The following is a 12,990-nucleotide window of genomic DNA, read 5'->3' on the forward strand; positions in this document are numbered from 1 at the left end:
ACGCTCTCAATCCGTAAGTCCGAATCCCAGGGCGGCTGCCCTGGCAATCTGGTCGGCCATAACCATTACCCGGTAGAGCGGGGTAGTCTGGATGGTCCGGTAAGGACGCGGACTGTTCACATCAACGATCGCCGCCAGACTGTAATTTCCTACAGCAGGCAAGAGTCCCCCTACCGATTCTGCCGGACGCAGCGGCTGCGCGGCCGCAAAGTAACAGCCCAGTGCGGCCGGCGGTCCCAGGCAGGCATCAACAGCGATTATAATCTGCCCTTCCGGAATCTCTGTTATCCGCTGAATCAGATTATCCGCATCACAGGGCGCCGGAAGCGTACCCGTTACATTCGGAAATCCGTACTCCAGCAGGCGGCTTCCCGTCAGCGGCCCCAGTGCATCTCCGGTGGAGCGGTCTGTTCCGATACAGAGGAAGGTCAGCTGCTCAGCGGAATACTCGTCTGCGATCCCGCGGAAGAAAGCCGCCAGTCCCCCGGCATCCATTTTACGCCGTTTTCTGCTCTCTTCTTCTCTGATGGCCAAAGACTCTCTCCCCCTTGCTAAGCAGCCAGTTATATTTACCTTTAATTTAACATGTTTGCGTGATCTGGACAAAAAAATGGTCATCCCTTGCCCAAACATGATAAGATATTTGAACTATACCAGTTCACATTCTATATTACTCAGGGAGGATGGTTATACTCAATGGATTTGTCAAAACCAAGCCAGGAGAACGTTGAATATATGATTGAAGGCATCAAAAGCAAGCTGAAAATGGCCAGTGCCGCTGCAATGCAGGCGTCCGCCTTTTCGGTGGAGCAGTATGAGGATATCCAGGATATTTATGAGGTTGCGATGGGCAGTGACCGGCTCAGTATCTCCCAGGTGGAGGCGCTCGTCTCAGAGCTTGGCCGCCTGCGCAAGAAATAGCACCAGCAGTTCGTATACAATATAAAGCCCTTCAGCTTCATTGTCCGTAAGACGGGACGTTGAAGCTGAAGGGCTTTTGTATACTCCAATAATAATCTTACTGTCATGCTCCGGCCTGCTACGGGAGATCAATCAGAATGAATTCTGCATCTCCTGAGCTGCTTATGCCTTTGAGCGTAAGCTCACAGCTCTTGCGGATACGCGCCGCATCCCCCTGCTGGAGCTGGAATACACCGTCCGCGCATGATATCTCCAGGTTCCCGGAAATGACATACAGATGAGTTCGCCGCTCCTCCTGCTGGGGATAGCGCAGCTCCCGGTTCGTCTGCAGAACGGACAAGTAGATGTTAACATCATTGTCCAGCTGCAGCGAGCCCTGAGTCCCTTCCCCTGAAGCAATAGGCAGCAGGTGGTTGAGCTTAAGCTCAGCCGGATAGAACCGGGCATCCCATTTCGGGGTCTTACCAGGCCGGTCGGGCAACAGCCAGATCTGCAGGAATCGGACATCCACATGGTCTGACGGATTCGTCTCCGAATGGTTAATGCCTGTTCCTGCGCTCATCAGCTGCACACTGCCTGCCTGCAGATCTGCATGATTCCCCAGATCATCCTGATGCTTCAGTACACCGGATACCACATAAGTGATAATCTCCAGATCATGATGCGGGTGCTCATGCATGCCTTGCTCCGGCTTCAATTCATTGTCGTTATGTGCCAGCAGTGCGCCGAAATGGGCGTTGCTGGGATCATCATAATCGGCAAACGAGAAGCTGAATTCACTGTGTATCCATTCTCTATTCGAAGTATGACGCTCGGCTGCTGTAACTACTTTTATCATAATGTTGCACCTCCATAGATGTTGGAATCTTATCAATATCCTAAACAGGGGAATGAATGCTCTTCAATATGGGATGTATAGATGCGCTATGATTAACTATTTCTTACCCCCTTCCCTTCGAGATCAATCAATCTTGTAAAGCCGCATATTCATCCAATTAGGTATGAAAAAACACCTTTTCGGCTGGGATGCTCCCTTATGCTCCGGCAATCTTTGCCAAGCTATTCCGCTGTTTCAGCACATAGCCCAAAGTGTATATACGAAGTAAGAACATTCAGGCTCACCTGAATTTGAATAACAATTCTGACAAGGAGTGATTGATAATGAATAAAGCAGAGAAGGAATATCCGGTAGAAAGCGGCGGCACATTCTTAAAAGGGATCTTCATCGGCGGACTCTTGGGAGCGGCGGCAGCATTGCTATTCGCACCAAAGCCTGGACGCGAGATGCGCAGTGACCTGTCCGATAAGCTCACAGTAGCTACGGATAAGACAAAAGAGGTTGCGGGAGCCGTAACTGACAAGACCAAGACGATTGCTACGACCGTAGGTGAAAAAGCTACTGATCTGGCCGGCACAGTATCAGCCAAGGCCTCCGATATCTTCACCACCGTCAGTGACAGCAAGCAACAAATTGCAGCTACTCTGGCGGAAACCGGCAAAAAGATTGGCGAAACGGTAAGCGATGCCTCCAAGGACATCACGGGCAGCGTTAAGGACGCCTCCCAGGACATAGCGGTTGAAGCCAAGGATACCTCCCAAGAGGTTGCCGACAAGGCGAAGGACGCTTCCAAGGAAATCGCAGGCGCAGCGAAGGATGCCAAGGACGAAGTTAAATCCTCTTATTAATCCCGGATGTTCAGGCTGATTATACATTGAAGGGAGCGGCCAGATCTTCCGTAGCTGGCCGCTCCCTATTTATGCATGTCTTATATTTCAATAAAGCCTGATTTAGGCTACAGAAAGCAGGTACGCCTTATGGGAGAAGCGGACAACAGAACCAAAGCTTATGACGTAGATGAGCATCCCTTCGAGCTGCGGCATGAGGTCAAACGCTTGAATGCGAGGCTCGACAAGATCGCCGACTCACTGGAGAAATCCGAGTTCAAGGATATCCTGGAAAACTATACAGACCCCAAGAAGCGGATTATCACCAATCTGATGGCTGGGATCTCCAGAGGCCTGGGCCTCTCACTCGGTACCTTTGTCATTCTTGGTATCCTTGGCTATATCCTCAGTTTGTTTCTCAATGTACCGGTTATCGGGGAATATCTTGGAGAAATCAAAAAGTATATAGATGCTAACTAAATACATTTCCCGCGCATCCCTCCTGCAGCCTACTCTACCGCGAATAGACTGCAGGAGGGATGTTGCTCTTTAACCCCACAAAGTGGGGCTCTAGCGTAGGTGATGACTCAGGGACTTTGCGGGGACCCCAAAACATATAAATTCTTATCTACCCAAAAAAGGGCAGGCTCTATCCCTTACGGGATGGAACCTGCCCTGATAAATATAATGACCTTGATCCTTAATAGGATGAATTAGCCATGATCTGCTTCAGCTTCTCAGTGGCCCGCTTCTGGATGCGGGATACGCTCATCTGCGAGACACCCAGCTTCTGGGCAATGGCCCGCTGGGATTGGCCATCCTGGAAGGCCAGCAGCAGCACCTGCTGCTCCTGCTCCTTCAGTTGTCCGAGCGCCTGCTGGAGATCCATACGCTTCTCCACTGTCTCGTAGTCATTCGCATCGGAGCTGATCAATTCACCGAGTGTGGCCCCACTCTCTTCCTGGGAGAGCGGTGAATCCAGGGAGACATAATGATAACATTCTCTGCCGGCCAGTACTTCCACAGTTTCCTCTACGGTGAGATCCAGATAGTGGGCAATCTCTTCAACCGCCGGAGAACGTTCGAGCCGAATGGTCAATTCATCAATGGCCTGCTGAACAAGCGCGCCCTTTTCCTTAATCCGCCGTGGAACCTGTATGTACCAGGATTTATCACGCAGGTAGTTTTTCATATGTCCAATCATGCTCTTCATCGCATACGGCTCGAAGGGAATCCCCAAGCTGATGTCGTATTGCGCCAGCAGCCGGATCAGCGCCATTTGCCCTACCTGATACAGATCCTCATAGAGATCCGGACGGTTACGGGCAATTTTGCCGGCTGCCATCTTTACCATAGGTTCATATTTGCGGATGAGCACTGTTGCGATTTCATTGTCTTTCGTCTGCTGGTATTCCCAGATCAGGCTTACTGCTTCATTCATGGACTCTGGGGGAGTCACTTTGTCATTCATACTTTCTCCTCGCTGAAATTGAGCCGTTTAGTCAGGGTAACGACTGTCCCTTTCCCTGATTCGCTAACAACGCTAACGTCATCCATCAGCGCCTGCATTAGATAGAAGCCCAGTCCGCCCACTTGAACATCATTCAGCTCCTTGTCATGAAGCGTCAGACGTTCCCCGGACGCATCCAAACCGTCAAAGCTCTCCCCCTCATCTTTGACAGTAATGGATAAGACACTTGATCCTACCTCAAAGATTACATCAACCATACCGTCCGCTTGCCCATAGGCATAGAGCACGGAGTTATTACATGCTTCCGAGACGGCTACCTTCATATCTTCAATGTCTTCATAAGTAAAACCCATTTTGGAGGCAATGCCGTATAAATTAAGTCTGACAATATCGACATATTCTGCACTGGCGGGTAACTGAAGAACTACTCTTTGTATGTCATCACTCATTCTTAGTTCGATCCTTTCCTAGTGGGAATTCTCTTGGGAGGCAAAAAACTTGGAAATGCCGGTCATGTCAAACAGCTTCTGTATTTGCGGGGGAACTTCAGCAACGGTGAACTTGACGTCCATTCCATGTCTTGCTTTGAGGATCGACAACAGGATTCCGATACCGGTGCTGTCAATATACTTCAGATCCTTCAGATTAATCACGAGATCAAGCCCCGTGTCTCCCACTAGCGGTTCCATCACCAGACGAAAGTCAGGTGCCACAGACAGATCGAGTTCACCTGTCAGATAAACAGTACATACCGAGCCAACGGTTTCGGTCTTTGCGTGAAACTTTTCGCTTTTATGTGTATTCATAGACAACTCTCCTGGTTAAATGTTTTCTTTACCAATAACCCTAATAGCCTAGGGTTGAAACAACAAATAGACAATACGGCACTGGTAAATCATGGGTCATGCGTTGAAAAGCGAAGTGTTCCGCGCGGTTGCGGGATTATCTCTGCCTGAATATCTGGAGATCATTTGTTTGATGCTGCTTAGCTTGAGCGGCTTGCTGATGTAGCCGTCCATGCCGGCAGCGGTGCAGCGGTCCTGAATCCCCTCCATCACATTCGCAGTCATCGCAATGATCACCGTCTTGTCAGGCGAACCGCTGCTCTCCTCACGAATCAGGGAAGTGGCTTCAAGACCATCCATCACAGGCATCTGCAGGTCCATGAAGATAAAATCGTACTCGGATTGCCGGGCCAGTTCTACAGCCTGGTTCCCGTCCTCAGCAACATCGGCACGATATCCGAGCTTATCCAGCATGCTAACCATAAGGCGCTGATTAATCGGATGGTCATCTACGACCAGCACTTTGCTCCGGCTTGCTTCATCTAGCTCGTCCGCTGTACCGTCCTCTTCCCGGCAGCCGCCTTCCAGCTCTTCCTCCGGCAGGGCAACCTGGATAGTGAATACAAAGGTAGCCCCCTTCTCTTCCATCGACTCTACACGGATATCTCCGCCCATCATGCCCACGAGGGACTTGCAGATGGCGAGGCCGAGGCCTGTGCCTCCGTATTTACGCGTCATGGAGGAATCAAGCTGGGAGAAGGGCTGGAACAGCCGGTCACATTTCTCCGGTGAAATTCCAATGCCTGTATCCTTAACGGTAAATTCTATTACCAGTTTATTATCCGCTGCAGGCAGAAGGGAAGCAACTAAATAAACGCCGCCCTGGTTGGTAAATTTCACCGCATTGGATACGAGGTTGATCAGCACCTGGCGCAGCCGGGCCATATCTCCATAAATCAGCCGCGGCAGCTTCTGGTCGATGAAATAGGCCAGCTCCAGATTTTTTTTGCCGGCTTCCGCCGAGAACAGACTAAATACCTCCTGAACGGTGGTATGCAGCTCGAATAATTGCTCTTCCATTTCCATTTTGCCCGATTCCATCTTGGTGAAATCAAGGATATCGTTAATCACGGTTATTAGTGTGTCCGCACTTTTACGGATAATCTCTGTGTATTCCTTCTGCTCAGGAGCAAGCTGGGTCTCCATCAAAAGATCAATCATGCCCACTACGCCATTCATCGGCGTGCGGATCTCATGACTCATCATCGCCAGAAATTCGGTCTTGGCCTTAGCCGCGATCTCCGCCTCTTCCTTGGCTTTGATCAGTTCACCGTTCATGCGCTCAAGCTCCAGCGTCTTTTGCTGCAGCTGCATCGCCTGAATCTGCTGCTTCTTGCTGGTCAGATGCATATTCACAAAGCCTTCAATCTTCGACTTCAGAATCTGCGGGATAAACGGTTTGACCATATAATCAATAGCGCCGGCAGAGTACCCTGCGAAGAGATGCTCCGACTCCCTGCTGTTGGCAGAAATGAAGATGATCGGAATATCCTTGGTTTTCTCCCTGGCTTTGATTAACTTGGCGGTTTCGATCCCGTCCATACCCGGCATCTGAACGTCCAGAACAATCACGGCGAATTCATATTTCAACAAGCACCGCAGTGCTTCTTCTCCAGAATTGGCTTTGACAAGCTTGTAATGCTGACTCTCAAGGACGGCTTCGAGTGCCAGCAAATTCTCGGGACGGTCGTCAACCAGCAGTATATGAATCGGTTCCTGAACCCCCATAGGTCCCTCCTTACCCGCTATTTATTTTTGCGGTATATTTTCTCTACCCGGTCCAGAGGCTCATAGCTGTCACTGTAGCGTGTGAAATGAATGGATTCCTTGGAACCGAGGACCAGCACTCCGAACCGGCTGAGGCTCTCATGGAACAAGCCATGCACATGATCGCGGAGCTCGTCGTTGAAGTAGATCATTACATTCCGGCACAGGATTACATTGAATTCGTTGAAGGAAGTGTCCGTTGCCAGATTATGCTCTGCAAAAATGATGTTCTTGCGTAAATACGGCTGCAGAATCACTGAGTTATATTTCGCTGTATAGTATTCCGAGAAGACGCCCGTGCCTCCGGCCTCAAGGTAGTTCTTGGTGTATTGCTTCATCTTGCCGATCTCGTACACGCCTTCTTTGGCCTGCTGCAAGGAACGGGCGTTCATGTCCGTGGCATAAATTCTAGCCTTGTCATATAATCCTTCCTCATGCAGCATAATTGCCATCGAGTAGACCTCTTCGCCTGTCGAGCAGCCGGCATGCCAGATCCGGATATAAGGATAGGTCCGCAGGAGCGGAATGACCTTCTGACGGAAGGTCAGGAAGAGTCCGGGATCACGGAACATCTCTGTCACAGGGATCGAGAGACTATACACGAACCGCTCGAAGCAGGCACGGTCATGCAACACCTTTTCCTGCAGGGCAGAAATAGTAGGTAAGCTCTCCGCATGGACATGATGCCAGATGCGCCGCTTCAAGGAAGGCAGGGCGTAATTCCTGAAATCATATCCATACAAACGGTGTACTCCGTTCAGAAGCAGCTCAATCTCAATCTGTTCAAGCTCCTGCTTGCTCTCCGGCGGATTCCCCTGACCCTCATATCCGTGCTCCATCGCTGCCATTGTCATCAATACTCCCTTGCCTGCGCCTTATTTCCGTACTTGGTTTGAACCTGCTGTATAGCTATTACCCCGAAATCACCCTTACGAATACAACCAGACGCGCATTAACGAAAGAAGCTGATCCGTGCTGATCGGTTTCTTCATATAATCGGAGGCTCCGGCTTCAATACACTTGGCCCGGTCCTCCTTCATAGCCTTGGCTGTGAGGGCGATAATCGGCAATTTCTGGTACTGCGGCATCTGCCGGATGCGGCGCATAGCTTCATATCCGTCCATCTCCGGCATCATCATATCCATCAGCACCAGATCATAATCACTCTGTTCGACAAGCATGTCGATGGCCTCGCGGCCGTTCTCGGCAAATTTCACTTCCATGTGATAGCCTTCGAGCACGCTGGAGAGAGCAAAGACGTTGCGGATGTCATCATCGACGAGCAGTATTTTTTTGCCTTCAAACAGTTCCTCTTTATTGTGCAGCTTTTGCAGGATTTTACGCTTATCTTCCGGCAGATTTGCTTCTACCCGGTGCATGAACAGCGTTGTCTCATCCAAAAGCCGTTCCGGCGAGCGGACATCCTTGATGATAATGGATTCCGCATATTTGCGCAGCTTGGTCTCTTCCTTGCTGTCCAGATCCTTGCCGGTATAAATAATAATCGGCAGATCGTTCAGCTCCTCATCGTCGCGGATCTGATCCAGCAGCTCGAAGCCGGTCATATCATCCAGCATCAGATCAAGCACCATACAGTCATATCTCTGCTTGTGCAGCTCATTCAGCGCCTCTTGGCCTGAAGACACCGCCGTAATCACTACATCGTCATGTCCGATAAGCTCCTCGATGGAACGGCGCTGGATATCGTCATCCTCGACAATCAAGAGATGCTTCATCGTGCTGGCGGTGTAATTCTCAATCTGCGAGAAGGCCCGGTCCAGCGCTTCACGGGAGGACGGCTTTCTGAGGTAGGCCATCGCTCCCATCATGAGCCCCTGCTTCATCTCATCATTCACAGAGATTACATGCACCGGAATATGGCGTGTCTGGGAGTCGCTCTTGAGCTCTCTCAGAATCGACCAGCCGTCCAAGACAGGCAACTGGATGTCGAGGATGATCGCGTCCGGAAGCAGGGTCTTGGCCATCTGCAGGCCGATATCACCCTGCAGGGCTACCAGCCCCTTGAAGCCGCGTCCGCGGGCCATGCCCAGCAATATCTTGGCAAAGCTCTCATCATCCTCAATAATCAGCAGCACCTTGTCGCCGCTGGCAAGTGATTCCCGGTCATCTTCCACAACTACAGGCTTAGCAGGTGTAGGCGTGATGTCCCCTGCCTTATCCCATGAAAGTTCCTCCCGGAACTCCTCAAGCTGCAAGGGCTCCCCGGCAGGAGCGGCTTCAACCGCTCCCGGCAGCAGGCTAAAATTCCCCTGAACCGGCAAATACAGTGTAAATACGCTGCCTTGCCCTTCACGGGACTCCAGTCCGATGGCCCCGCCCATCAGGCGGGCTAATTCGCGGCTGATCGACAGGCCAAGCCCCGTGCCGCCATATTTGCGGCTCGTCGTACCGTCAACCTGCTGGAACGCCTCAAAGACGATATCCATCTTATCTGACGGGATGCCGATCCCGCTGTCTTTGACGGATATGGCAATATAATCATATTCATGCGGCAGATAGGCAGGCAGCCGCTTGACGTCCGCACGGCTGACAGAGAACTCTACATACCCTTCGCTCGTGAATTTGAAGGCATTGGACAGCAGGTTACGCAGGATCTGCTTCAGTCTGTGACTGTCGCTATATACACTGTCCGGAAGCGGCTCGTCAAAGGACAGGCGCAGCGACAGCCCCTTCTGCGCAGCCAGCGGAGCAAAGTTCTGCTTCACGAAGGTCTTCAGCTCGACGAGCGGAATTTCTTCATGATTCAACTCCATTTTGCCGGCATCGACCTTGGACAGATCGAGAATCTCATCAATCATTTTAAGCAAATCTGCACCTGACATATAGATGGTATGGGCGAATTCGACCTGCTTCTCGCTCAGATTGCCTTCCTTGTTCTCCGTAAGAAGCTGGGAGAGAATGAGCAGGCTGTTCAGCGGAGTACGCAGCTCATGGGACATATTGGCCAGAAACTCGGATTTGTATTTACTGGTTACTGCAAGCTGCATAGCCTGCTTCTCCAGCTGCATACGGGCATGTTCAATCTCATCCTTCTTCTCTTCAACCTCTTGCACCTGATCCTGCAGGGCACGTGTCTTGGAGACCAGCTCTGTATTGTAATGCTCCAGCTCCTCCTGCTGGCGCTGCAGCAGCTCCTCTGAACGCTTCAGGGCATCCGTCTGCTCCTCCAGATTCTCGTTAGAGCGGCGCAGCTCCTCCTGCTGGGTCTGCAGCTCCTCCGACTGGCATTGCAGCTCTTCCGTGAGCGCCTGCGATTCGCGCAGCAATTCCTCAACCACAAGCCTGCGGCTGATGTTGTTCAGAATAATCCCCAGATTATTGGATAGCTGATGCAGCAGTTCATTCTGCAGCACCGAGAATGGTGTGAAGGAAGCGAATTCCACAACACCCAGAACCTCATCCTCGAATAAAAGAGGGTGGATCGATATATAACTTGGATGCGACTCCCCGAATCCCGAAGACACCGAGATATAGTTGTCAGGCGCCTCCGTCAGCTTGATCGGCAGCTTATCCAACGCGCTCTGTCCGACCAGTCCCTGACCGATCTCGAAGCTCTCCCTGGGCGTAACCCCCTCCTCACCGGCATAAAAAGCGCTGCTGACCAGCAGATTCGGATTATCCTGACTCTTCAGATAGACGGCACCATACTGCGCTCCGAGCACAGGCGTGAACTCACTGATGAAGGTCTGGGCTACCTGATCCAGTGAGCTGACGCCGCGCAGCAGCTCCGTAATTCGGGCAATATTGGCATTCAGCCAGGCCTGATCGCTCTGTGCCTGGGCATAGGATCTCTCGAGCTGCTGCTTCTGCTCAAGATCCTCGGCCATCCGCTGGAATACCCGGGCCACATCGCCGATCTCATCCTTCGACTTCACCTTGATCCGGCGGATCGCCCGCATTTTACCGTTGCCGAAGCTGGTAATCATCATGGAGACGACACTTAGGCCGCGCGTGATGCTCGGTATCACCCACAGAATGACACCCAGCCCGAGCAGCAGCCCTAAGACCATGATCAGGGTTACCATCTGAATCGATCTGCTCGAAGCCTCTTGGGCGTTAGCAGTCTCCTCCGTCATCCGGAAGGCATTGTAATCAGACAACGTATTCAGGCTGTTCAGCACCTCGTTCTGAATATCCTGTCCTTCTGCATTGCGGTACGTGTTGGCATTCTGAAAGTATCCGGCACTCAGCATCTCCAGGACCTTGTCCTGATACTTCAGATAGCCGGAATAGGCATTCTCAATCCGGGATAAAATCTGCAATTCCTCTGCCGTCTTCAGAGAGGCCTTAATATTCTCCAGATGCTCCGCAGACTTCAGGACCTTGCTGTCAATTTCCGCCTTCTGCGCTTCCAGGGTTACAGTATCGGCATTAAGCATGGAAGTGGTCAGTATCCGTGCCATGTCGTTCACTTCCCCGCGAAGTCCCGAAGAAGCACGGCCTTTGCTATATCTCTCCTGGTAGCTATCCAGCTGATTGCTCATATAATGGAGCCTGTCATACCCGATCAGGGTAAGCGCCAGCATAATCGCCAGCATGGCGCTGAATCCGATCAGCAGCTTAGCCTTAATCTTCATTCCTTATCGATTCCTTTCTTCAGCGAGATCCACACCAGGCATTTATCGTCATCACGTTCCGAATTAACTGGCTCGCTCAGGAAGGCAGCGCGCACCAGGTCTTCCTGCCAGTCATGAGTGGCATTCAAATGCCCGACCATGAATTTCAGCTGCTCCTCCTGTTCACCCTCTACCATCTCCATAAGGCCGTCCGTGAACAGCACCAGATGACCCTCGTCCTCGTAGCTGAGGCTCTGCTGCTGAATATCGATCCGGTCAAAGAGCCCGACAGGGTGGCCGTTGCTCTCAAGCAGAACAGGCGTCTTGGCCTCCCCTTCAAAAAACAGCGCCGGCGGATGCCCGGCATTCACATAATTAATCCGCTTCATGCGGGTATCAATGACAAGATAGATCGCCGTGAAATAATACTGAACCAGCTGCTTCTCAATATATAGCTGATTAAAGCGTCTGTTAAGCTCCTGAATAACCTTCTCCGGCTCCACATAGGTCGTTACGGTATCCTTCAGGACCGAGGCCAGGAACATGGTAAACAAGGAGGACGAGATACCGTGGCCCATCATATCCAGCAGGATGACCGCATAGCGCCCGTCTCCCAGCGGATACCAGGCATACAGATCCCCGGCCAACTCGAAGGAAGGCTGGTAAATCGCATGTACCTCCAGGGTCTCCTCGGCAAGCGGCAGACTGAGTACCGCATTCTGCACCAGGGCAGCCAGCTTCAATTCATCCTGTATCCGCTGGTCCCGCTCCTTATGCCAGTCCTTCTCGCGCTTCAGCCGCAGCGCGAGGCGGATACGGGCCATCAGCTCCACCTTGTTAATCGGCTTCGTAACATAATCCACCGCTCCGGCATCCAGCGCCTCTGCGAGCTTCTTGGAGTCACCTACAGCCGTAACCATAATAATAGGAATATCCTTTAGATGCTCATATTGCTGGACCACCCGGCAGGCTTCAATTCCGTCCATTTCCGGCATCATCATATCCAGCAGAATCAGATCCACATCGGACGGCCGGGGCTCTTCCCCCACACCGACGCCCAGCAGCTTCAGCATATCTTTGGCGGACGAAGCCGTTATGAAATTCCGGTAATCTTCCTTCTTGAGGATCTCACGGATAATAATTACATTGGTAGGATTGTCGTCTACGATTAATATTCTCAAGCTTCCTCACCTCACGCGAATATTGTGTTAAGGCCCTAACCCGCAGCTCTGTCATTCTATCATACGATATTTACACGGCCTGTTACCAACCAGCTAGATATTGGCATAAAGCAGGTCCCGGCTTCAACAAAGTAACCTCCAGCTCCACTAACATCTAGTGGGACTGGAGGTTACGCTATTGTACTATTAAGGTCAGCGAAGCCGACCCGCAATTATTGTGGGTTTCTTTTGGCAATGACCAGAACCTTGCCTGTATCAAGCTCTTTCTCGTAAAATGCCGCCTCCGCTGCGCTGAAGCCCAGTGAAGTCATCTTGAAGCGTAAAGCGTCGCCGCGCGAACGGAATAGGTTGGCAATGGCACCGAACAGCCCTTCTTCACTCAGCCCCACTTCATTAGTATCTGCGGCGTCCACGATACGCCCTTCGCGGTCTTCATCGTGACTGATCACATAAAGATCCTCTCTGGTGTAGCCGCTGCTACGGAGCCGATTCACTTCTTCGATCGCCTGAACGCCGTTCTCCAGGAGCTTGGCATAAGCCTGTGTACCTGTTGAATCCATGAG

At 51.5% G+C, this 12,990-nt stretch carries 13 protein-coding genes; 3 read left to right on the plus strand and 10 right to left on the minus strand.

Annotation, left to right across the window (positions count from 1 at the left end; all coding sequences use genetic code 11):
* Window positions 1-6: 6 nt before the first annotated feature.
* Window positions 7-534, minus strand: coding sequence for a spore protease YyaC (yyaC, locus tag NST26_RS28125; protein WP_036730287.1), 528 nt, complete (start codon window positions 532-534; stop codon window positions 7-9).
* 162 nt (window positions 535-696) lie between these two features.
* On the opposite strand from yyaC, the gene NST26_RS28130 reads away from it, so the two are divergent.
* The gene (locus NST26_RS28130; RefSeq protein WP_036730289.1) at window positions 697-921 is read left to right on the plus strand and encodes a DUF1128 domain-containing protein; all 225 of its coding nucleotides are present in this window, start codon (window positions 697-699) and stop codon (window positions 919-921) included.
* Between the two features lie 118 nt (window positions 922-1,039).
* On the opposite strand, the gene NST26_RS28135 is transcribed toward NST26_RS28130, so the two are convergent.
* Window positions 1,040-1,759, minus strand: a complete 720-nt coding sequence (locus tag NST26_RS28135) for a pirin family protein (protein WP_209876824.1) — start codon at window positions 1,757-1,759, stop codon at window positions 1,040-1,042.
* A gap of 323 nt (window positions 1,760-2,082) precedes the next feature.
* Between NST26_RS28135 and NST26_RS28140 the strand changes: the two genes are divergently transcribed.
* Together NST26_RS28140 and NST26_RS28145 are read left to right on the plus strand one after the other, a co-directional pair.
* On the plus strand, window positions 2,083-2,607 hold the full coding sequence (locus NST26_RS28140; RefSeq protein WP_209876822.1) for a YtxH domain-containing protein: 525 nt from the start codon (window positions 2,083-2,085) through the stop codon (window positions 2,605-2,607).
* A gap of 129 nt (window positions 2,608-2,736) precedes the next feature.
* Window positions 2,737-3,066: a DUF5665 domain-containing protein gene (locus NST26_RS28145; RefSeq protein WP_036694977.1), complete on the plus strand. Its 330-nt coding sequence runs from the start codon at window positions 2,737-2,739 to the stop codon at window positions 3,064-3,066.
* Window positions 3,067-3,286: 220 nt separating this feature from the next.
* Here NST26_RS28145 and NST26_RS28150 read toward each other — a convergent pair whose 3' ends face one another.
* The 8 genes from NST26_RS28150 to NST26_RS28185 form a co-directional block, all read right to left on the minus strand.
* Window positions 3,287-4,057, minus strand: a complete 771-nt coding sequence (locus NST26_RS28150) for a sigma-70 family RNA polymerase sigma factor (protein ID WP_036730293.1) — start codon at window positions 4,055-4,057, stop codon at window positions 3,287-3,289.
* Window positions 4,054-4,506 (minus strand): anti-sigma B factor RsbW, encoded by a 453-nt coding sequence (gene rsbW / locus NST26_RS28155; RefSeq protein WP_036730295.1) that lies wholly within the window; start codon window positions 4,504-4,506, stop codon window positions 4,054-4,056. Before rsbW ends, NST26_RS28150 begins: the two co-directional genes overlap by 4 nt.
* Window positions 4,507-4,524: 18 nt before the next feature.
* Complete coding sequence (locus NST26_RS28160; RefSeq protein WP_036730297.1) at window positions 4,525-4,863, minus strand: STAS domain-containing protein; 339 nt, start codon at window positions 4,861-4,863, stop codon at window positions 4,525-4,527.
* Between the two features lie 96 nt (window positions 4,864-4,959).
* Window positions 4,960-6,630 carry a response regulator gene (locus NST26_RS28165; RefSeq protein WP_340980366.1) on the minus strand — a complete coding sequence of 557 codons (1,671 nt, stop codon included), beginning with the start codon at window positions 6,628-6,630 and terminating at the stop codon, window positions 4,960-4,962.
* A gap of 17 nt (window positions 6,631-6,647) precedes the next feature.
* Window positions 6,648-7,517 carry a CheR family methyltransferase gene (locus tag NST26_RS28170; protein ID WP_036730299.1) on the minus strand — a complete coding sequence of 290 codons (870 nt, stop codon included), beginning with the start codon at window positions 7,515-7,517 and terminating at the stop codon, window positions 6,648-6,650.
* An 81-nt stretch (window positions 7,518-7,598) separates the two neighbouring features.
* Entirely contained in the window at window positions 7,599-11,267 is a 3,669-nt protein-coding gene (locus NST26_RS28175) for a response regulator (protein ID WP_340980367.1), read from the minus strand.
* Complete coding sequence (locus tag NST26_RS28180; RefSeq protein ID WP_209876814.1) at window positions 11,264-12,427, minus strand: SpoIIE family protein phosphatase; 1,164 nt, start codon at window positions 12,425-12,427, stop codon at window positions 11,264-11,266. The genes NST26_RS28175 and NST26_RS28180 overlap by 4 nt, the downstream gene beginning before the upstream one ends.
* A gap of 212 nt (window positions 12,428-12,639) precedes the next feature.
* The gene (locus NST26_RS28185) at window positions 12,640-12,987 is read right to left on the minus strand and encodes a general stress protein (RefSeq protein WP_036730305.1); all 348 of its coding nucleotides are present in this window, start codon (window positions 12,985-12,987) and stop codon (window positions 12,640-12,642) included.
* Window positions 12,988-12,990: the final 3 nt, after the last annotated feature.

The sequence above is a fragment of the Paenibacillus sp. FSL R7-0128 genome (genome assembly GCF_038002245.1).
Taxonomy (GTDB): Bacteria; Bacillota; Bacilli; order Paenibacillales; family Paenibacillaceae; genus Paenibacillus_AQ; species Paenibacillus_AQ silagei.

Bases quoted from the DNA above. Each gene is read 5' to 3' on its own strand.
- NST26_RS28130 (WP_036730289.1), top strand. From the start codon at position 697: ATGGATTTGTCAAAACCAAGCCAGGAGAACGTTGAATATATGATTGAA.
- NST26_RS28135 (WP_209876824.1), bottom strand. From the start codon at position 1,759: ATGATAAAAGTAGTTACAGCAGCCGAGCGTCATACTTCGAATAGAGAA.
- NST26_RS28140 (WP_209876822.1), top strand. From the start codon at position 2,083: ATGAATAAAGCAGAGAAGGAATATCCGGTAGAAAGCGGCGGCACATTC.
- NST26_RS28145 (WP_036694977.1), top strand. From the start codon at position 2,737: ATGGGAGAAGCGGACAACAGAACCAAAGCTTATGACGTAGATGAGCAT.
- NST26_RS28150 (WP_036730293.1), bottom strand. From the start codon at position 4,057: ATGAATGACAAAGTGACTCCCCCAGAGTCCATGAATGAAGCAGTAAGC.
- rsbW (WP_036730295.1), bottom strand. From the start codon at position 4,506: ATGAGTGATGACATACAAAGAGTAGTTCTTCAGTTACCCGCCAGTGCA.
- NST26_RS28160 (WP_036730297.1), bottom strand. From the start codon at position 4,863: ATGAATACACATAAAAGCGAAAAGTTTCACGCAAAGACCGAAACCGTT.
- NST26_RS28165 (WP_340980366.1), bottom strand. From the start codon at position 6,630: ATGGGGGTTCAGGAACCGATTCATATACTGCTGGTTGACGACCGTCCC.
- NST26_RS28170 (WP_036730299.1), bottom strand. From the start codon at position 7,517: ATGGCAGCGATGGAGCACGGATATGAGGGTCAGGGGAATCCGCCGGAG.
- NST26_RS28175 (WP_340980367.1), bottom strand. From the start codon at position 11,267: ATGAAGATTAAGGCTAAGCTGCTGATCGGATTCAGCGCCATGCTGGCG.
- NST26_RS28185 (WP_036730305.1), bottom strand. From the start codon at position 12,987: ATGGATTCAACAGGTACACAGGCTTATGCCAAGCTCCTGGAGAACGGC.